Annotated in this window: 18 protein-coding genes; 7 read left to right on the forward strand and 11 right to left on the reverse strand. The window is 62.5% G+C overall.

The genetic code is table 11. The annotated features are described in order from the left end of the window. Window positions 1-705, reverse strand: coding sequence for a winged helix-turn-helix domain-containing protein (locus BFX80_RS15740; RefSeq protein ID WP_371861098.1), 705 nt, complete (start codon window positions 703-705; stop codon window positions 1-3). A 1,370-nt stretch (window positions 706-2,075) separates the two neighbouring features. Between BFX80_RS15740 and BFX80_RS15745 the strand changes: the two genes are divergently transcribed. The 4 genes from BFX80_RS15745 (at window position 2,076) to gnd (ending at window position 7,561) form a co-directional block, all read left to right on the forward strand. Continuing rightward, the gene (locus BFX80_RS15745) at window positions 2,076-4,976 is read left to right on the forward strand and encodes a ribonucleoside-diphosphate reductase subunit alpha (RefSeq protein WP_084209391.1); all 2,901 of its coding nucleotides are present in this window, start codon (window positions 2,076-2,078) and stop codon (window positions 4,974-4,976) included. A gap of 14 nt (window positions 4,977-4,990) precedes the next feature. Further along, on the forward strand, window positions 4,991-5,116 hold the full coding sequence (locus tag BFX80_RS18195) for a hypothetical protein (protein ID WP_276204863.1): 126 nt from the start codon (window positions 4,991-4,993) through the stop codon (window positions 5,114-5,116). A gap of 51 nt (window positions 5,117-5,167) precedes the next feature. Next, complete coding sequence (locus tag BFX80_RS15750; RefSeq protein WP_084209392.1) at window positions 5,168-6,409, forward strand: ribonucleotide-diphosphate reductase subunit beta; 1,242 nt, start codon at window positions 5,168-5,170, stop codon at window positions 6,407-6,409. Window positions 6,410-6,577: 168 nt separating this feature from the next. Then, complete coding sequence (gene gnd, locus BFX80_RS15755; protein ID WP_077378886.1) at window positions 6,578-7,561, forward strand: phosphogluconate dehydrogenase (NAD(+)-dependent, decarboxylating); 984 nt, start codon at window positions 6,578-6,580, stop codon at window positions 7,559-7,561. A gap of 152 nt (window positions 7,562-7,713) precedes the next feature. On the opposite strand, the gene BFX80_RS15760 is transcribed toward gnd, so the two are convergent. From BFX80_RS15760 to BFX80_RS18035, 6 genes are all read right to left on the reverse strand, one after another. Further along, the gene (locus tag BFX80_RS15760) at window positions 7,714-8,253 is read right to left on the reverse strand and encodes a retropepsin-like aspartic protease family protein (protein WP_084209393.1); all 540 of its coding nucleotides are present in this window, start codon (window positions 8,251-8,253) and stop codon (window positions 7,714-7,716) included. 61 nt (window positions 8,254-8,314) lie between these two features. Beyond that, window positions 8,315-8,812: a DUF3592 domain-containing protein gene (locus tag BFX80_RS15765; protein WP_084209394.1), complete on the reverse strand. Its 498-nt coding sequence runs from the start codon at window positions 8,810-8,812 to the stop codon at window positions 8,315-8,317. 26 nt (window positions 8,813-8,838) lie between these two features. Then, window positions 8,839-9,510, reverse strand: a complete 672-nt coding sequence (locus tag BFX80_RS15770; protein ID WP_084209395.1) for an ankyrin repeat domain-containing protein — start codon at window positions 9,508-9,510, stop codon at window positions 8,839-8,841. Window positions 9,511-9,908: 398 nt separating this feature from the next. Continuing rightward, window positions 9,909-11,273 carry a sensor histidine kinase gene (locus BFX80_RS15775; protein ID WP_077378875.1) on the reverse strand — a complete coding sequence of 455 codons (1,365 nt, stop codon included), beginning with the start codon at window positions 11,271-11,273 and terminating at the stop codon, window positions 9,909-9,911. Continuing rightward, window positions 11,270-11,989 (reverse strand): response regulator transcription factor, encoded by a 720-nt coding sequence (locus BFX80_RS15780; RefSeq protein ID WP_077378872.1) that lies wholly within the window; start codon window positions 11,987-11,989, stop codon window positions 11,270-11,272. Before BFX80_RS15780 ends, BFX80_RS15775 begins: the two co-directional genes overlap by 4 nt. A gap of 90 nt (window positions 11,990-12,079) precedes the next feature. Beyond that, the gene (locus tag BFX80_RS18035; RefSeq protein ID WP_191236523.1) at window positions 12,080-12,559 is read right to left on the reverse strand and encodes a PepSY domain-containing protein; all 480 of its coding nucleotides are present in this window, start codon (window positions 12,557-12,559) and stop codon (window positions 12,080-12,082) included. Window positions 12,560-12,813: 254 nt separating this feature from the next. On the opposite strand from BFX80_RS18035, the gene BFX80_RS15790 reads away from it, so the two are divergent. Both BFX80_RS15790 and BFX80_RS15795 read left to right on the forward strand, forming a co-directional pair. Then, window positions 12,814-13,635 (forward strand): hypothetical protein, encoded by an 822-nt coding sequence (locus BFX80_RS15790; RefSeq protein WP_157109502.1) that lies wholly within the window; start codon window positions 12,814-12,816, stop codon window positions 13,633-13,635. A gap of 273 nt (window positions 13,636-13,908) precedes the next feature. Then, complete coding sequence (locus BFX80_RS15795) at window positions 13,909-14,262, forward strand: hypothetical protein (protein WP_084209397.1); 354 nt, start codon at window positions 13,909-13,911, stop codon at window positions 14,260-14,262. A 115-nt stretch (window positions 14,263-14,377) separates the two neighbouring features. Here BFX80_RS15795 and coq7 read toward each other — a convergent pair whose 3' ends face one another. Then, window positions 14,378-15,043 (reverse strand): 2-polyprenyl-3-methyl-6-methoxy-1,4-benzoquinone monooxygenase, encoded by a 666-nt coding sequence (coq7, locus tag BFX80_RS15800; RefSeq protein WP_084209398.1) that lies wholly within the window; start codon window positions 15,041-15,043, stop codon window positions 14,378-14,380. A gap of 261 nt (window positions 15,044-15,304) precedes the next feature. Further along, a complete protein-coding gene (locus BFX80_RS15805; RefSeq protein WP_084209399.1) occupies window positions 15,305-15,646 on the reverse strand; it encodes a histidine triad nucleotide-binding protein in 342 nt (113 codons plus the stop codon). A gap of 274 nt (window positions 15,647-15,920) precedes the next feature. Here BFX80_RS15805 and BFX80_RS15810 point away from each other — a divergent pair, with 274 nt between their 5' ends. Further along, window positions 15,921-16,697: an RIO1 family regulatory kinase/ATPase domain-containing protein gene (locus tag BFX80_RS15810; protein ID WP_077378859.1), complete on the forward strand. Its 777-nt coding sequence runs from the start codon at window positions 15,921-15,923 to the stop codon at window positions 16,695-16,697. Between the two features lie 28 nt (window positions 16,698-16,725). Here BFX80_RS15810 and BFX80_RS15815 read toward each other — a convergent pair whose 3' ends face one another. Both BFX80_RS15815 and BFX80_RS15820 read right to left on the reverse strand, forming a co-directional pair. After that, entirely contained in the window at window positions 16,726-17,598 is an 873-nt protein-coding gene (locus tag BFX80_RS15815) for a phosphoribulokinase (RefSeq protein ID WP_077378856.1), read from the reverse strand. Next, on the reverse strand, window positions 17,598-18,053 hold the full coding sequence (locus tag BFX80_RS15820) for an acyl-CoA thioesterase (RefSeq protein WP_077378853.1): 456 nt from the start codon (window positions 18,051-18,053) through the stop codon (window positions 17,598-17,600). The genes BFX80_RS15815 and BFX80_RS15820 overlap by 1 nt, the downstream gene beginning before the upstream one ends. Window positions 18,054-18,073 lie beyond the last annotated feature (20 nt).

The raw sequence follows: 18,073 nt of genomic DNA on the forward strand, positions 1-18,073 counted from the left end.
TCAGAGGTCCTTGACGAACAGGTAACCCTTGCTGCGTACCGTCTTTATCCGCTCAGGGTGATTGGGGTCATCACCGATCTTGGGCCGGATGCGCGAGACGCGCACGTCAATGGAGCGATCCTGGCCGTCATACTTGATGCCACGCAGCGCCGAGAAGATCTCTTCACGAGTCAGCACGCGCCCGGCATTGGAAGACAGCAGCCACAGCAGATCGAACTCGGCACTGGTCAGCTCGATACGCTCACGCGCCAGCCAGGCTTCACGGGTAGCGTTGTCGATCTCCAGGTCATTGAAGACGAGACGCGTCTCGCCTGCCGCCTCTTCCGGGCCGTCGGCCCGCCTGAGCAAGGCACGCATGCGCGCCAGCAACACGCGAGGCTGCACAGGCTTGGGCACGTAGTCATCGGCGCCCATCTCGAGGCCCAGCACCTGATCCATGTCATCAGTACGTGCCGTCAGCATCAGAATGGGGCCGGAGAACTGGGGCCGCACGCGACGACAGATGGACAGGCCATCCTCGCCCGGCAGCATCAGATCGAGGATCACGATGTCGGGGCGCAGGCTGATGATCAGGTCCACTGCCCGGCCGCCATCGTGTTCGACGCTGACGCGGAAGTTGTTGGCTTCGAGATACTCACGCGTCAATGTCGCCAGACGCTCGTCATCCTCGACAATCAGTACATGTTCTTGCGCATTGGTATCCAAGGGCATTCCATCCGCATCGTTGGGTCGGCGTGGCCAGCGGCTCACAGGGAGTTACCGTCCTGTGCCACGTCGTAACCTTTTCAGGGTGATTTGTCACGAATGATACGCCAATTTGGGGATTTACGCGCCAGCTGTCCCGCACACATGCGCACTGACGAGGGGCAAAGAAATTAACACGCAATGTCTTGACATCCCCGGGCGGCAGGCACGGATTTTCAACCACACCTTACCCACAAGTTATCCACTTGCACGACCCCAAAAACAACACTATCTTGCGCCTTAAATCAACAGCCTATACAACATGTAGTTCATTTAGTGATCAGATCAAAAATCAATCTTTCCCCCCTCAAACGCGAAAGGCCTCCTCTCGGGGAGAGAGGAGGCCTTTCAAACCACCGGCAGTAGGTGCATGCAGGTAGCAGCTCGAATCACACTTACAGAATCTCGGCGCTCTAACGCCTCTGTACTGTGGTACCCGAGTCCGTACTGAGATCAACAGAGACCACTTTAGTGATGACGTATCTCGAAGTAAACACTGGGTCGAGCTACCCATCACTGCGGCAATTCTCCTCAGTTGCTTACCTGCTTCGCTCTGCCTTCTTACTGCAAAGAGGTAAATCACATGGACTCTTCTGCCAAAGAGCAATTCCAGAGAGGCAAGCGCGAAGCCAGTGAAGCGGGACGTGTCCTTCAGAGATGGAGGCAAGATGGTCCAATACTAAAGAGAAGGGCCGCTTACGAGGAAGCAGGCCAAGGAATACTCCAACTAAACGTTCCATCCTAGATTAGCCACTCCTGAAACGTAGGCTTCGCCTGCGAATCGTGCTTCGGCCGCCAGCTCTCCGTTGATACTTGGATGCTGGTGGCCGAAGCACATTCTGAGTGCAGTTTTTTCTACTCATAGCCAAAGCCCAGACTACAAAGGGATAGAAAATTTAACGCTCAGACTCTTGACATCCCCCAGCGGCAAGGCCGGATTTTCAACCACACCTTACCCACAAGTTATCCACTTGCACGCCCCTCCAAACAACACTATCTTGTGTCCAAAATCAGCTCACACCCCATATGTAGGGTTTTGGCGACGTCGACACCCATAGATCATGGCGACGATTGTCAAGCCCCGAAAGCATGAATCAGCGTATGGGACGGCAGTCACGCAAGGCTGCTGGATCCGTGTCTCATGAACGATATCAGGCTCAGCCCGGGCGCCGAATGCCCCGCCTGGGCCTGATCGAGTTTCTCGACAACAAGGCTGACGACGACAGAATGTCCCCGGTCGCAGGCAGGAATATTCAGCCTGCGCCCCGATACGAATTGCCCTCGAGCCCTAACGGGCAACGATTCACCTTCAGACGATTCAGGAAGGCGTCATGGATTCCACTTTCAGCACCGATCAGGCGGCAGTCGACGTGACCGCACCCCAGCGCCTGCGCGTCATCAAGCGCACTGGCGATGTTGCGCCCTTCGATGCCAGCAAGATCTCCGTCGCACTCTCCAAGGCGTTCATCGCCGTGGAAGGCGATCAGGTCGAGTCCAGCTCGCGCATCCGCGATCTGGTCCAGCAGCTGACCAGCCAGATCACCGATGCCTTCCAGCGTCGCATGCCTGATGGTGGCACTCTGCATATCGAAGACATCCAGGACCAGGTCGAACTGGCCCTGATGCGCTCCGGCGAGCACAAGGTGGCCCGCGCCTACGTTCTCTACCGTGACGAGCACGCCCGTGCCCGCAGCGCGCAGAACGACGGCATCGCCAAGCCGCACCCGACCATCAATGTCACGCACCTCGACGGCAGCGTGCGTCCGCTGGATCTGGGCCGTATCGAGACACTCGTGTTCGATGCCTGCGCCGAGCTGTCCAACGTCGACGCCCAGAAGATCGTCGATGACTCGCTGAAGAACCTGTACGACGGCGTGCCGGTCGATGGCGTGTCCACCGCGCTGATGATGACCGCGCGCACGCTGGTCGAGAAGGACCCGAACTACACCTACGTCACCGCCCGCCTGCTGCAGGACAACCTGCGCCGCGAAGCCCTGAGCTTCCTCAAGGTCGCTGACGAGGCCACCTTCGGCGAGATGAAGGACCACTACCCGGTCGCCTTCAAGGCCTACATCGAGAGCGGCATCGCCTTCGAGCAGCTGGATGAGCAACTGGCCACCTTCGATCTGGATCGCCTCGGCGCCGCCATCGATCACACACGTGACAACCAGTTCACCTATCTCGGCCTGCAGACCCTGTACGACCGCTACTTCCTGCACCAGAACGACGTGCGCTATGAGCTGCCGCAGGTCATGTTCATGCGTGTCGCCATGGGTCTGTCCCTGAACGAGGAAGACCGCGAAGGTCGCGCCATCGAGTTCTACGAGCTGCTGTCCAGCTTCGACTACATGGCCTCCACGCCGACCCTGTTCAACGCCGGTACCCGTCGCAGCCAGCTGTCCAGCTGCTACCTGACCACCGTGCCGGATGCCCTAGACGGCATCTACGGTGCCATCCGCGACAACGCCATGCTCTCCAAGTGGGCCGGCGGTCTCGGCAATGACTGGACGCCGGTGCGCGCACTGGGGTCCTACATCAAGGGCACCAACGGCAAGTCCCAGGGCGTCGTGCCCTTCCTGAAGGTCGTCAACGACACCGCCGTTGCCGTCAACCAGGGTGGCAAGCGCAAGGGCGCCGTCTGTGCCTACCTGGAAACCTGGCACATGGACGTCGAGGAATTCCTCGACCTGCGCAAGAACACCGGTGATGACCGTCGTCGTACCCACGACATGAACACCGCCAACTGGGTGCCGGACCTGTTCATGAAGCGTGTCTTCGATGACACCGAGTGGACCCTGTTCTCGCCGTCCGACTGCCCGGACCTCCACGACCTGTACGGCGCGGCCTTCCAGGCGCGTTACGAGCAGTACGAGGAGATGACCCGTCAGGGCCAGCTGAAGCTGTTCAAGCGCGTCAAGGCGCGTGATCTGTGGCGCAAGATGCTCTCCATGCTGTTCGAGACCGGCCACCCGTGGATCACCTTCAAGGACCCGTGCAACCTGCGCAGCCCGCAGCAGCACGCCGGTGTCGTGCACTCGTCCAACCTGTGCACCGAGATCACCCTCAACACCTCCGAGGATGAGATCGCGGTCTGCAACCTGGGCTCGATCAACCTGGCGCAGCACGTCATCGACGGCAAGCTGGATGGCGACAAGCTCAAGAAGTCGGTACGTACCGCCGTGCGCATGCTCGACAACGTCATCGACATCAACTACTACGCCGTTCCGCAGGCGCGTCGCTCCAACATGCGTCACCGTCCGGTCGGCCTCGGCATCATGGGCTTCCAGGACGCGCTCTACGCGCAGTCCATCGCCTATGCCTCCGAAGAAGCCGTGACCTTCGCCGACGAATCCATGGAACTCGTCAGCTATCACGCCATCGAAGCTTCCAGTGATCTGGCGGCCGAGCGTGGCCGTTACGAGAGCTTCGACGGCTCTCTGTGGAGTCAGGGCATCCTGCCGATCGATTCCATCGAGAAGCTCAAGACCGAGCGTGGCGCCGACTACATCGAGATGGACGAAAGCCAGACTCAGGACTGGGACTACATCCGCGAGAAGGTCCGCACCCAGGGCATGCGCAACTCCAACGTGATGGCGATCGCGCCGACCGCGACGATCTCCAACATCTGTGGCGTCTCGCAGTCCATCGAGCCGACTTACCAGAACCTGTTCGTCAAATCGAACCTGTCTGGCGAGTTCACCGTGGTCAACGCCTACATGGTCAACGACCTCAAGGCGCGCGGCCTGTGGGACGAGGTCATGATCAACGACCTCAAGTACTACGACGGCAGCGTCCAGCCGATCGAGCGCATTCCGGAAGACCTCAAGGCGCTGTACGCCAACGCCTTCGAAGTCGAACCGAAGTGGATCGTCGAAGCCGCCTCGCGTCGCCAGAAGTGGATCGACCAGGCGCAGTCCCTGAACCTGTACATCCAGGGCGTGTCCGGCAAGAAACTGGACGTGACCTACCGCATGGCATGGTTCCGTGGCCTCAAGACCACCTATTACCTCCGTGCTCTGGGTGCGACCGCCGTGGAGAAGTCCACCGTCGATCGCAGCAAGCACAACGCCGTCGGCAACGCACCGACTCCGGCTCCTGCTCCCGCGCCGACCCCGGCACCGGAAGCCAAGCCGGAACCGCGTGGCATCGAAGACTTCCTGCAAGGCAAGAGCGGTCAGCGTGCCCCCTCCGCCAGCAACATCGATGAGCTGGGCTGTGAGGCATGCCAATAATTAAGGAGAAAGTGATGAAGCTTCAGATTCGCAAAGGTGACTTCAGCTTTTCCTTCGTAGGCAACCTCAAGAGCGCCGTGATCGCTTATGCCTTCTTGCTTCCAAATACTGCGGAAGCACTGACCACATTACTTAGATAAGCAATGGGGGCCCTATGGGCCCCCGATTGCCGTACTGGAGAAAATTAAAGAATGTTGAACTGGGACGATTTCCACGAAGACGAAGCCCCCGCTGCCGAGAAGCCGGCCGCTGCCAAACCGGCGCCGCAGGCCGAAGCCCCGGCGGCTGAAGTTGCCGTCGCGAGCGAGAACAGCGAAGGCTACGCGGTCAGCGAAGCGGAACGCATCGCCCGCGCCCAGCAGGCGCTGGACGATCTTGACGTGGCCAAGGGTCTGGAAGAACTGGAAATGGGTGCCCAGCGCATTCAGGTCGACGAGAAGCGCATGATCAATGCCCGCGCCGACGTCAACCAGCTGGTGCCCTTCAAGTACGACTGGGCATGGCAGAAGTACCTCGACGGCTCCGCGAACCACTGGATGCCGCAGGAAGTGAACATGAACGCGGATATCGCGCTCTGGAAGAGCCAGGACGGCCTGACCGAAGACGAGCGTCTGATCGTGATGCGCTCGCTGGGTTACTTCTCCACTGCCGACTCGCTGGTCGCCAACAACCTGGTGCTGGCCGTCTACAAGAACATCACCAACCCGGAGTGCCGCCAGTACCTGCTGCGTCAGGCCTTCGAAGAGGCGATCCACACCCACGCCTACCAGTACTGCATCGAGTCCCTGGGCATGGACGAAGGCGAAGTCTTCAACATGTACCGTGAAGTGGACTCCGTGGCGCGCAAGTCCGCCTGGAGCCTCAAGCACACCCAGGCGCTGGCGCGTGCCGACTTCCATACCGGCACACCGGAAGCGGACCAGGAATTCCTGCGCAACCTGATCGGCTTCTACGCCGTCACCGAAGGCATCTTCTTCTACTGCGGCTTCTCCCAGATCCTGTCCATGGGTCGTCGCAACAAGATGACCGGCGTCGCCGAGCAGTTCCAGTACATCCTGCGTGACGAGTCCATGCACCTGAACTTCGGCATCGACGTGATCAACCAGATCAAGGTCGAGAACCCGCACCTGTGGACCGCCGAATTCCAGGACGAAGTCACCCAGATGATTCTGGAAGGCACCCAGCTCGAGATCGAATACGCGCGTGACACCATGCCGCGCGGCGTACTGGGCATGAACGCGGCCATCATGGAGGAATACCTCCACTTCATCTGCAACCGTCGCCTCGCGCAGCTGGGCCTCAAGGAGCAGTTCCCGGGCGCCAAGAACCCGTTCCCGTGGATGTCCGAGATCATCGATCTGCGCAAGGAGAAGAACTTCTTCGAGACGCGCGTCACCGAATATCAGGTCGGCGGTGCCCTGAGCTGGGATTGATCGCTGATCACTCCCTCTCCCGGAGACAGGCACGCGACTGACGCCTGTCTCCGCTGAGCACCCCAACGGGCCATGTCATTGATATGGCCCGTTTTTGCGTCCAGCGCCCGCACAGGGTAGGCTTCGCGCCGTCCCGACTCTCCCCGGCTTCACGTGAAAGGAACGAACATGCAACTCGGTATCATCGGACTCGGCCGCATGGGCGGCAACATCGCCCGCCGCCTGATGCGCAATGGCCACGAAGTGGTCGCCCATGACCGTGACGAGGCGATTGCCCAGTCACTGGTCGCTGACGGCGCGACCCACGTCGACAATCTCGCGGCGCTGGTCCAGCAGCTGAAGGCACCGCGTGCCGTGTGGGTCATGTTGCCGGCGGGCGAGATCACCGAGCAGACCATCAGCGCACTGGCCGAGCTGATGGAAGCCGGCGACACCATCATCGATGGCGGCAACACCTTCTACAAGGACGACATCCGTCGTGCTGCCACGCTGAAGGACAAGGGTCTGAACTACGTGGACGTGGGCACCTCCGGTGGCGTGTGGGGCCTGGAGCGCGGCTACTGCATGATGATCGGCGCCGAGAAGGCCGTGTTCGATCATCTCGAGCCGCTGTTCGACACCCTCGCCCCCGGCTATGGCAACCTCGAGCGCACCAAGGGTCGCAATGCCCCGGATGAGCGCGCGGAACGTGGCTATATCCACGCAGGCCCGGTCGGTGCCGGCCACTACGTGAAGATGGTGCACAACGGTATCGAGTACGGCCTGATGCAGGCCTACGCCGAAGGCTTCGAGCTGATGCAGAGCAAGGGCTCCGAGGACCTTCCGGAAGACCAGCGCTTCGACCTCAACCTGGCCGACATCGCGGAAGTCTGGCGTCGTGGCAGCGTCGTCTCCTCCTGGCTGCTCGACCTGACCGCCCAGGCGCTCGCCGGCGATGCGCGCCTGGATCACTACAGCGGTGCCGTCTCCGACAGTGGCGAAGGCCGCTGGACCGTCGATGCCGCCGTCGAGCAGGGCGTTGCCGTGCCGGTGCTGGCAAACGCGCTGTTCTCGCGCTTCAGCTCGCGCAAGGAAAACACCTACGCCAACCGTCTGCTGTCCGCGATGCGCTTCGGCTTCGGTGGCCATGTCGAGCCGCCCAAGCAGGACTGATCTTCCGCTGACGCGTCAGACGTGAAACGCCCCGCTCATGGTCTCCCATGAGCGGGGCGTTTCGTTGGCGAGACCATCGTTGGCAAGACAGCATGAGCATCAGAACCTGTCAGTCTGACTATCTGGCCGGCCTCTCCTGCCCGGCAGTCTCGTCAGCCGCCACGCCCCGCAACCGGCGTGAGTGTCATCTGCTGCCCCCGCATGTTGATATCGAACTCCCCCAGAAAGCTCATTCCAAGCAGCACTACCTCATCATGCATGCCCGGCACGATGGCCCCGCGCACCTCGCGCTGGTTGAGCCCCGCCAGACTGACGACATCCAGCGTGGTCAGTGCGCCATGGCTCACCCCATTGGCGGTGGTGAAGCGGGCATCGCGCCCGCGCGGCAACGCCAGACGCTCGGCCAGTGATTCGGACACCGAGACATAGGTGGCGCCGGTATCCAGCAGGAAGGTCACCGGCTCACCATTGATCTCGCCGGGTGCCACGAAGTGCCCTGAGCGGTTGCGCGTCAGGGTCAGCGGCTCCCCCTGGGACAATGCCTGACCGGCCAGCGAGGCATTCGGGCGGGTACGCTCCTCGAGCTGCCCCTGGAACCACCACACCAGCATGCCAAGTATCAGCCCCCAGCACAGCACCAGCATGCCGATACCGTAACGCCGGGTTGCCCCCTGGCCTTCAGAATCCTTCATTCACCCTCACCTCTGACAGCCGGTTGCCAACATGCATCCCCCTCCATGCCACCGGCCCTCTTCATGCTACCGGCCCTCTCAACAACAGACGCAGCGCCACCAGACACAGCGCGATCCCCAGCGCCAATGGGACGCCGATCAACCAGCCGCGCGTGCCAGGCAGACTGGCCTCGTGAGGCGCACTGCGTCGATAGTTCACGGCCACGGTCTCGCCGACCGCAGGTGTCGGCGTCTGTACCGCCAGCGGTGATACATATTCATGCCAACCGCCACGCCTGTCCTGGTAACGCACGATGGGCGCGTACTGGATCGACTCGACATTGAAGCGCCCCCCCGGCGGCAAGCCTGCCATCGCCAGGGCCTCGTCCTCACTCAACTCACCGCCCTTGGGCAGATGGATGCGGCCGCGCCCTTCCACGTTCAGGGCGCGATCATGACTGATCACCTCTCCCATCACCTGGACGCTTTCCCGTGCGAGTGATTGTGCGTACTGCCAGCGAAGCGCACCCAGCAACAGCAGCGCCACGCCGATGATCAACAGCCCCCAGGGTAATACCATGCGCTGCCTCCTGCGTAGGTTGGCCATCATGTCTGGCGGGAACTCGCCGAGCGGGCTGCCTGAAGCGTCTCGTCCGACACGACATGCGCCACGCCCTGCTCCCGACCACCAGCCGCTTCCAGCATGTCACTCAAGGTCTCGAACTTGCGCCAGCGTGCGTGCGCCAGAGGTGTCACTCCCTCGGCATCCGCGAGATTGACGTCAGCGCCGTGATCCAGCAGCTGCTTGACCACCTGTTGATAGGCATCCCCGCCGTCCCCCAGCAATACGGCTTCGATCAGCGCCGTCCAACCAAGGCGATTCTGATGATCAGGCGGCACGTCCGTCTGCTCCAGCAACACGCGACAGATATCCGCATGGCCGCGCTCGCTGGCGGACATCAGGGCCGTGGAGGAGAAACGATTGAGCACCGTGGCCGAGGCACCGTGCTCAAGCAGGCAGGTCAGGCAATTGCCATACCCCAGCGCCGCGGCAGCCAGCAATGGCGTGTCATGCAGGGCATCGGTCTGCTCGCTGTCAGCTCCCGCGGCCAACAGCGCCGCCACCGCTTCGGGCTGATTGGCCTGCACGGCCACCATCAACGGCGAGCGTCCGCGATAATCGACATCATTGAGGCGCTCACGCGCCCCGGGCTCGGCAAGCGCTTCCCTGAGCCCTTCCAGATCCCCACGCTGAGCGCACATCGTCATGTCCTTCATGCCCACCTCCTGACGCCTGAGAATTCACACGACTCCTGTCTGACAGCCTATGCGATCCTGAAGACGACCGTTAGCCTCCCTGCGTTCAATCTCCGCCTTGCACAGCCGTCAACCCTCTCCCGGGGTCACTGTCACGCGCGCATCCCGCTGCCGGAACAGGCAGATATCAGGCATAAAAAAAGCGCCCCCGAAGGAGCGCCAGTTCGTCATCACCGCAGGGCGCGGCAGACGAGACTCAGAAACGAAGCCCGTCCGGCTGCCAGCCGAACCCCCTTAGAATACGGTGCGGCTGGCGTGACGCCCAATCATCTCTCGGGATCGGGATGATAGCCAAGCCCTATGAACTTACATCTTTCAATAGACTTATATCAAAGGACTGCAGGCCACCCCTCTTCCCATCAGGCCGTGGGCTTGGTCCCCACCAGCGGTGAGCTGGGCAGCCAGACATGCGCCGCCAGGCCGCCCAGAGCGGAGCGCTCCAGCCTCAGCTCGCCGCCATACAGCGCCATCAGGTCGTCCACGATCGCAAGCCCGAGTCCTGAACCGGAGCGCCCCTCATCGAGACGTGCACCACGCCCCAGCGCGGCGGCGCTCTGCTCGTCGCTCATGCCCGGGCCATCATCCTCGATGACCAGCAGCACACCGCCATCGCGGGACTCGCTGGTCACACGTACCTGCTGCTGCGCCCATTGCAGCGCGTTCTCGAGCAGATTGCCGACCATCTCCTGCAGGTCCTGCGGGTCGACGCGCACACCGGCATCATCCTCCAGCGCGAGGCTGAGAGTGATGCCACGCCGGCTCGCCAGGCGCCCAAGGCCATCGAACACCGGCCCGGCGGCCTCGCGCAGACTGACTCGCCCACTGAGATGCGCACCGCCCGCGGCACTCGCCCGCGCCAGATGGTGACGCACGGCCTCATCGATACGTCGCAATTCGGCATCGATGCGGGCGCGGTCCTCGCCATCAAAGCGCTCGGACTGGGCCTTGAGCACACTGACTGGCGTCTTGAGCGCATGCGCCAGATTGCCCGCCGCGGCACGCCCACGCTCGATCAGGCGTTGATCTCGCTCCAGCACTGCATTGATCGCGCGCGTCAGCTCTGTCAGTTCAGGTGGCAGGCGTGTTTCCTCCAGCCTGTCCGCCTCACCCTCCGCGACCCGCTTGAGGCGTGCCCGCAACCGCCGCAGCGGTGCCAACCCCCAGCTGATCTGCGCGGCGGAACCACACACCAGCAACGACGCCAGCGCGACAAGCGCTCCCGCCAGCAACCACTCGAAACGCGCGACCTCGGCGTCCACCTCGCTGCGACTCGCCGCCACCATCACATGCAGTGGCTGGCTGCGGCCCGGCAGGCGAATATCACGCTCGATGGCGCGCAACGACTGATGACGCGGCCCGTCGAGATCCCGGCTCAGGAACCCGTCAGCACTGATCTCATCGCGAATCGGCAGGCGTTGATCCCACAGCGAGCGCGAGGTCAGCACATTGCCGTGGCGATCGGAAATCTGCCAATACCAGCCGGAGTAGGCCTGATCGAAACGCGGATCACCCAACGAGCGCGTAAGCCCCGGACGGCCTTTCTCGCGATCGAACTGGATCGCGGCGATCAACACCTTCGACAGCGACAGCAGCCGCTGGTCAAAGGCTGTCGTCACCGCATCCCGAAAGCTCCACGCCAGCCCCAGACCGGTCAACGGCATGACGATCAAGGCGATGACCAGCGAGCCACCCAGCAGTCGCCGGCCGACGGACAATGGCTTCATGCGTCGCGGCCGTCCGCTCCCGCTGCGCCGGCCCCGTCTGCGCCACCCGATTCGGCATCCGGGTCGCGCAGGCGATAACCGCGACCGCGCAGGGTCTCGATACGCTCAGCCCCCAGCTTGCGACGCAGGCGGCTGATCTGGACATCGATGACATTCGAGTCGGGTTCGTGGTCACGATCATAGACATGCTCGACCAGCTCCGAACGGCTCACCACGCCGGGCACGGCATGCATCAGGTGCATCAGCAACCGCGTCTCCTGTGCCGTCAGTGACACGGGGCGCCCCGCCAGGCTGACGGTGCCGCCATGCGTATCACAGGCCAGATCCCCCAGCTTGAGCACCGGATGGGCATGCCCGCGCGAGCGACGCACCAGCGCGCGCAGGCGGAAGATGACCTCGGCCGTCTCGAAGGGCTTGGTCACGTAATCATCCGCACCGGCAGAGAAGCCGGCCGCCTTGTCCGACCAGCGCTCACGCGCCGTCAGCACCAGCACCGGGACTTCGATGCCGGCCTCACGCCACTGGGCCAGCCAGCGGGTGCCATCACCATCCGGCAGGCCAAGGTCCAGCACCACCGCATCATAGCGCTCGGTCTGCACCAGAAAATCGGCATCGGCACCATTGACGGCATGCTCGACCAGCACATCTGCCTCACTGAGGCGTGCCATCAGCGCTTCGGCCAACGGCATGTCATCTTCCACCAACAATATCTTCATGAATTCTGGGCACTCCTGGGCAGTCGCTATCCGGTGACGGATACCACGTCACGGCATCACACGAGGACACTGCTGCAAGCATAACGGTCCTCAGGGGTCTTCGGCACCCTCAAGACCGCCCGTTGGCTGACGCTCGCTCAGGGATGGCGATGGGCCTGCCGGGCTCTCGGGAGCATGACGGCGCATCGCGTCCAGATTGACGCCACGCACCTCACGCAGCTCTCCATCCGCGGCCCGTACGGTGAACTTGGCCATCTGGCCCTGCGGCCCGAGCATCTCGACCTCGTAGATCAACTCGCCATGGATGTCTTCAAGCTCCACCTCGACCACCTGCCCCAGCCAGTCACGCTCGAGACTGTCCAGCAGTTCAGACAGTGAAATGACACGACCGGCAGCCACCTCATCGTGCAGGCTACGCCAGCGCTCACTGTCACACAGCGCATGCGGCGGCATGGCCAGGACACCGATCAGCAAGCCGCCCAGCCCCAGGCACAACCATCCATAGCGTTGCCGCCATTGGCTGACGCGGGATGCGCTGGCGCCTGTCTGGGCCTTGCGGGGAGTCGGCATGACGGAAAACCTCTTGAATTGCGGCGGGTCTGATGCGCCGCGACGGGCGCTGATGCTCGACAAGCATCCTGGCAATGGAATGTGCAAGCAAACCTGCGTTGGAACAGCGCGGACGCCAGCGGAAGCGCACGGATGACCGCATGCCGCAAAGACTGACAGGCAGCAATGAACCTCAGATGAATCCCCCTCTCAGTGTCATGCAAGGTCGCATGTCTCACAGTGAGGCCATGTTCCACTGCCTTGAGGAGGCGTCCATGCCGTCATCTCCTGACTCTCCCAGTGTGAAGGAGGCTCGCTCTCGGGCCATCAGCATCCGGCTGGCGGGGCGCTCCATCGTGAACCTTCGCCAGCGACTGGGAGCGGGCGCTCTCAGCCTGATGCTGGGCTCGGTGCCCGCCTATGCCAATGGCATCGAGGATCTCCCTCCCCAGCATCGGCTGAGCGCTTCCACGCTGGGCACGGGGCTGGATGACACTCGTCGCGAGGTGGCCGCGCTCGCCACGGCGAGCAGGCACAGTCCTGACAGCTCTGGCAGTCCTGACAGCCCTAGCAGTCCTGGCAGCCCTGACAGGCGTGCTGCGGGGATGGGCAATGACAATGGCGATACCACGTCAGGGCAAGCGGCACCGGACTCGCAGCGCGATCACGAAAGCTCTCACGAAAGCTCTCGCCTCCTGTCCACGGGGCTGGCTCCGGAACTGCTGACCCAGCTGATGATGCGAGCCAGCCACAGTGGGATGCGTCAATTCAGTGGCATGGACATCGTGGCGAATCAGGTCCGTTTCACCGGCTGGGGGCGAGACGGCTGGGAGATGGAACTGTCCATCAATCGCGCGGATGGCGAGCTGATCGATGAGGCGCTACGCCGCCAGACCCGCCAGACGGAGGAAGGGGCAATGGGGAGAAACAGCCTGCGTCAGACCTTGAATTTTGCCGCCAGCGACGGCATTGAAAGGATACGCAGTGTCGACGTGGAGGCGCATGCCATCCGAATCGTCGGACTGGACGGGCAAGGCCGACAGCAGACCCTGTCCTTGAGCCTGCCCACCCTTGCCAGCACGATGCCGGGCGGATGACGCTCGGACCTGACGGCCTCCACCGCGCCCCTGCGGACACGACAATCGCCTTGACGACAACGCTGCCAACCTCGATGCTGAGATCATGAGGCAGCCAAAGGCATGACGAATCTCGCAGGGGCCTGCAGTACCGCCCTGGCTCAGGTGCTTCAGGCGCTGACAGCCAAATGAGACACCCCACTTTCCAGACCCGATACCCCCGACCATCCACCTTCACACATCGGGTCTTCCCTGCCCGGCCCATCGGCCCGGCAACCATTGCGGAGAATCAACATGCAAGGCCAACAGCACAACACTCTCTGGAACCAGGCTCGCCAATGGCAGGCCAACGCCGGCAACCAGCGTCCTTCTCAAGGCCTGTCCGGCCTCAAGCTGGTCGCTGCCTGGCTGATCGGCGGTGTCGTCATGATCTTCAGCCTGTTCGCGGCACTGATCATGATGGTACTGGGCATCATCATGCTGCCCTTCATCCGCCGGCGCATGAAGAAGCGCATGAGCGAGATGCAACAGCGCATGCAGGAAGCCCAGGACAAGGCCAACGGCCGCCAGAACTATTCGCGGGATGCGACACGTGAAGACGGCACCAGCACCGCGACGCTGGATGGTGAGTACCAGGTCAAGGAATAAGCCCCGACACCGATGACCGATTCAGGGTCACATGACGCAAGAAGGCCGCCCCACGGGGCGGCCTTCTTCGTTTCAGCGACCTGACGCTACACAGGCAAGCTCAGGTGCCTGACCCTCACACGCGATAGACGCTGGCGGTCATCACCTTGGACATCAGCCGCATGGCGCTCTTCAGCGGCCCCGGGAAGCGATGTCCTCCGGCCTCCAGCGCCCATTGCTCATGATGCGCTTCATCGATCTCCATCTGCCGCAGCACCGCGCGTGAACGCTGATCGCCCTCGGGCAGTGTCTGCTGGTGCTTCGACAGATGCTCGCCTACCAGCTCCTCGGTCGCGGCCACGAACCCGAGGCTGACCTTGTCGTTGATGGCGCCGGCCGCTGCCCCGAGCGCAAAGCTCGTCATGTAGAACAGTGGATTGAGCAGGCTGGTATTGGCATCCAGCTCGACGAGACGTGCATCGCACCAGGCGAGATGGTCGATCTCCTCCTGAGCGGCAAGCTCCATCTGGCTGCGCGTTTCCGGCAGACGCGCCGTGAACCCCTGGCCCTGGTACAGCGCCTGGGCGCAGACTTCACCGGTGTGATTGATGCGCATCAGACCGGCAGCATGCTGACGCTCCGCATCACTGATCTCGCTGTCCACGATATCGCCTGCCGGGGTAGGTCGTGACGGCTGAGCCGCATGAGGGACCAGCGTGCGCAGAACGGTATCGAACTGATGGATCAACTGGTCGGCGCGACTGTGGTGACGTTGTGCCTGACTGGCGGTGGGGTGCGTCATGTAAGAACTCCTGCACGGCGTGAGCAATGCCACCATCTTACGCAAGGCCCCCACTCACGGTAAGGGGCAGAGTGACGCTGTCGTCGTCGGCACGTCTGAGTCTCGCATCGCTCCGACATCTCCTGCCTGCAGCCTGCAGAACAAGACCGGGCATGACGCTTTCACGTCATGCCCGGTATGCGCCCGTGTGCCGCACGCTTGTATATCGCTAGCCGCTACCTGCCCGCGAACCGCCGGTACAGGCGCCTGCTCTACGCCGGCTCAGCCAGCCGGCCAAGTGAAGCGGCGACCACCCATCAGGTGCATGTGAATATGATAGACCGTCTGGCCGCCATCTTCATTGCAGTTCATCACCACACGGTAGCCATCGTCGGCGAAGCCGTATTCCTTCGCCAGTCTGGCGGCGGTGTACTGCAGGCGTCCCACCGTGGCCAGCTGGCTTTCCTCGATATCATTGAGCGTGGCGATGTGCTGCTTGGGAATGATCAGCACATGGGTCGGCGCCTGAGGGTTGATGTCATTGAAGGCCAGCACCTCCTCATCCTCATAGACGATATCGGCGGGAATCTCGCGATTGATGATCTTGCAGAACAGACAGTCCATGACACCTTCTCCCTCAACAATGACGTCGCCACCAACGGCAGCGCAAGATGCAAGCGTAGCGTCAGCACCGCAATGGGCCAAGCCCCGAGACAATGATCACCAAGACAATGATCACCGAGACAGTGATCACCGAGACGCCCCCGATACCGACAGGCTTCTGCGCATGAGACGAGTGTCGCTGGATGGGCAACAGAATGATTCACTCACGACGGTGGGCGGACTCGCTAAATGATAGGATAATCATTGTTACCTCGCTAACAAGAAGCCTGCCGTCATGCGCCTGCAAACCTCCTTGATCCCCTCCCTGCACAAGGCGACTCACGAGCTGGACGCCTCCGGCAGGGCCACCACAGGTACAGTGACACCCAAGGCATCAGTGGCCACGCCTGACGCGGACACTGCCGGGACGCTGTCACGCGAACCGGCGGCAGAGGACTTTCTGCAGCGCGCCAAGGGCTTTCTCAAGGCGGAAGTCTATCTCACGCACCTCGATGGCCAGACGGTGGTATGCAAGGACTACCGTCGTTATGCCGGCACCCCGGCGGCACTGGTCGCGCGCTGGCTGGTCCGTCGAGAACTGAAGATGCTGAGCCGCCTGGCCGGCTGGACGCATGCACCGCGCGCCATCGCACGCGTCTCCCCGCTGGCACTGGCCATGGAATACATTCCCGGCCCTCTGCTGAGCGATGCGCAGCTGGATCCCGCGGCGCATCCAGGACTCTGCCAGCAGCTGATTCTCGTCGTGCAGCAGCTGCATCAGCGCCGCATGGCACACAACGACATCCGCGGATCCAACGTCATACTGCGCGATGGCATACCGGTACTGATCGATTTCACCTCGGCGGTGCGGCTGCCGCGACTGCCGGGCACGGCCGGTGTGATGCGCATGATGCGTCGCTTCGACCTGCGCCACTCCCTCAAGCTCAAGCAACGTACGCTGGGGCTGCCGCTGCGGCCACGCGAGGCTCGCCTGCTGATGCGCAGCGGTCGCCTGAATCAGGTATTGCGCCTGTGGAAGAAACGCATCCTGCCGCGTCTCAAGGGCCGGTGACGCGTCCTGCTCTCGCCGACCTCACGTCTCAGCGGAAGCGGCGCTGGGCCAGCAGACTCCTGACCAACGGCGTGATGATCAACTCGATGGCCAGCGCCATCAGGGCACCCGGCACCACCAGCGTGTGCGGGCGCGACATGAAGGAGCCCTGGATCATCGCCAGCAGATAGGGGAAATCGACGCTGCCCGGATCACGGAAGTGCACGACGACCATCGACTCGGCATCGGTGGGAATGTCCTGCGGCTCGAAGGGGTTGGAGGTATCCACCGTCGGTACGCGCTGGAAGTTGATATGGGTACGCGAGAACTGCGGCTGGATATAGCGGACGTAGTCATCCATGCGGCTCAGGATGGTATCGACCACCGCTTCCTGGGAGTGCCCGCGCAGCTTGGTGTCCCGGTCGATCTTCTGGATCCACTCGAGGTTCATGGTCGGTGCCACGCCGATCAGCAGATCCACATGACGCGCGATGTCATGCTCGGGCGTCACCAGCCCGCCATGCAGGCCCTCGTAGAACAGCAGGTCCGTGCAATCCGGCAGCGACTGCCATTCGGTGAAGGTCCCGACCTTGTAGCCCGCCTCGATCATGCGCTTGTCTTCGGCATGGATATAGTGGCGATGCGTGCCGGAGCCCTGCTCGCCATACTCCAGAAACAGCGCTTCCAGTCGATCGAGCTGGTTGGCCTCGACCGCGAAGTGTGACAGCTCGCGCTTGCGCTCCGGCGCCTCCTGGAACATGCGTACCAGTTCATCGCGGGTATAGCGGTGAAAGGCATCACCATCCACATAGGCGGCATGGATCGACTCACGCGAGAACATGCGCTCGAAGGTCCGCATGACCGTGGTCGTCCCCGCACCGGAGGAGCCCGTCACGGCGATGATCGGATACTCCCGCGACATCAGCGCGCCACCTCGCAGGCCAGCGCCGCGACCGTACGCTCGATCTCGTCACTGACACGTGCACTCGGCACGGCCAGTCCGTCGGGGCCGGCAAACACCAGCCCGACCCTGACGGTGGCCAGTACACTGCCGTCACCGACCCGCACCAGACGATGATGGACACCCAGTCCCTTGCCGGACACGGGGTCCATGGCGGTCTCCACCACCAGCGCATCGCCCAGCTTGCCTTCCCCCTGATACTGCACGGCCAGATCGGAGACGATGCTCATGAGGCCATCGACATCCCATTCCGGGAAGCCGAGTGCCTGCCAGGCCTGGCCACGTGCCTCGTGCGCCAGGCTGACCACGCTATCGTGACCCAGATGCTGGCCATAATTGATATCGCTGACACGAATCGTCATCGCATGACGATGCACCAGGCGCTGCTCTGGGAACTCGAGCCGAATACGCTCCATGAGGACTCCTCGTCGGCGAG

This window comes from Cobetia marina (genome assembly GCF_001720485.1).
Taxonomy (GTDB): Bacteria; Pseudomonadota; Gammaproteobacteria; order Pseudomonadales; family Halomonadaceae; genus Cobetia; species Cobetia marina.

What these genes read in the sequence shown, in the direction of transcription:
- gnd (WP_077378886.1), top strand. Translation starts at nt 6,578, where the DNA reads ATGCAACTCGGTATCATCGGACTCGGCCGCATGGGCGGCAACATCGCC.
- BFX80_RS18035 (WP_191236523.1), bottom strand. Translation starts at nt 12,559, where the DNA reads ATGCCGACTCCCCGCAAGGCCCAGACAGGCGCCAGCGCATCCCGCGTC.
- BFX80_RS15805 (WP_084209399.1), bottom strand. Translation starts at nt 15,646, where the DNA reads ATGGACTGTCTGTTCTGCAAGATCATCAATCGCGAGATTCCCGCCGAT.
- BFX80_RS15745 (WP_084209391.1), top strand. Translation starts at nt 2,076, where the DNA reads ATGGATTCCACTTTCAGCACCGATCAGGCGGCAGTCGACGTGACCGCA.
- BFX80_RS15770 (WP_084209395.1), bottom strand. Translation starts at nt 9,510, where the DNA reads ATGAAGGACATGACGATGTGCGCTCAGCGTGGGGATCTGGAAGGGCTC.
- BFX80_RS18195 (WP_276204863.1), top strand. Translation starts at nt 4,991, where the DNA reads ATGAAGCTTCAGATTCGCAAAGGTGACTTCAGCTTTTCCTTCGTAGGC.
- BFX80_RS15765 (WP_084209394.1), bottom strand. Translation starts at nt 8,812, where the DNA reads ATGGTATTACCCTGGGGGCTGTTGATCATCGGCGTGGCGCTGCTGTTG.
- BFX80_RS15810 (WP_077378859.1), top strand. Translation starts at nt 15,921, where the DNA reads ATGCGCCTGCAAACCTCCTTGATCCCCTCCCTGCACAAGGCGACTCAC.
- BFX80_RS15775 (WP_077378875.1), bottom strand. Translation starts at nt 11,273, where the DNA reads ATGAAGCCATTGTCCGTCGGCCGGCGACTGCTGGGTGGCTCGCTGGTC.
- BFX80_RS15795 (WP_084209397.1), top strand. Translation starts at nt 13,909, where the DNA reads ATGCAAGGCCAACAGCACAACACTCTCTGGAACCAGGCTCGCCAATGG.
- BFX80_RS15760 (WP_084209393.1), bottom strand. Translation starts at nt 8,253, where the DNA reads ATGAAGGATTCTGAAGGCCAGGGGGCAACCCGGCGTTACGGTATCGGC.
- BFX80_RS15820 (WP_077378853.1), bottom strand. Translation starts at nt 18,053, where the DNA reads ATGGAGCGTATTCGGCTCGAGTTCCCAGAGCAGCGCCTGGTGCATCGT.
- BFX80_RS15815 (WP_077378856.1), bottom strand. Translation starts at nt 17,598, where the DNA reads ATGTCGCGGGAGTATCCGATCATCGCCGTGACGGGCTCCTCCGGTGCG.
- BFX80_RS15780 (WP_077378872.1), bottom strand. Translation starts at nt 11,989, where the DNA reads ATGAAGATATTGTTGGTGGAAGATGACATGCCGTTGGCCGAAGCGCTG.
- BFX80_RS15750 (WP_084209392.1), top strand. Translation starts at nt 5,168, where the DNA reads ATGTTGAACTGGGACGATTTCCACGAAGACGAAGCCCCCGCTGCCGAG.
- BFX80_RS15790 (WP_157109502.1), top strand. Translation starts at nt 12,814, where the DNA reads ATGCCGTCATCTCCTGACTCTCCCAGTGTGAAGGAGGCTCGCTCTCGG.
- coq7 (WP_084209398.1), bottom strand. Translation starts at nt 15,043, where the DNA reads ATGACGCACCCCACCGCCAGTCAGGCACAACGTCACCACAGTCGCGCC.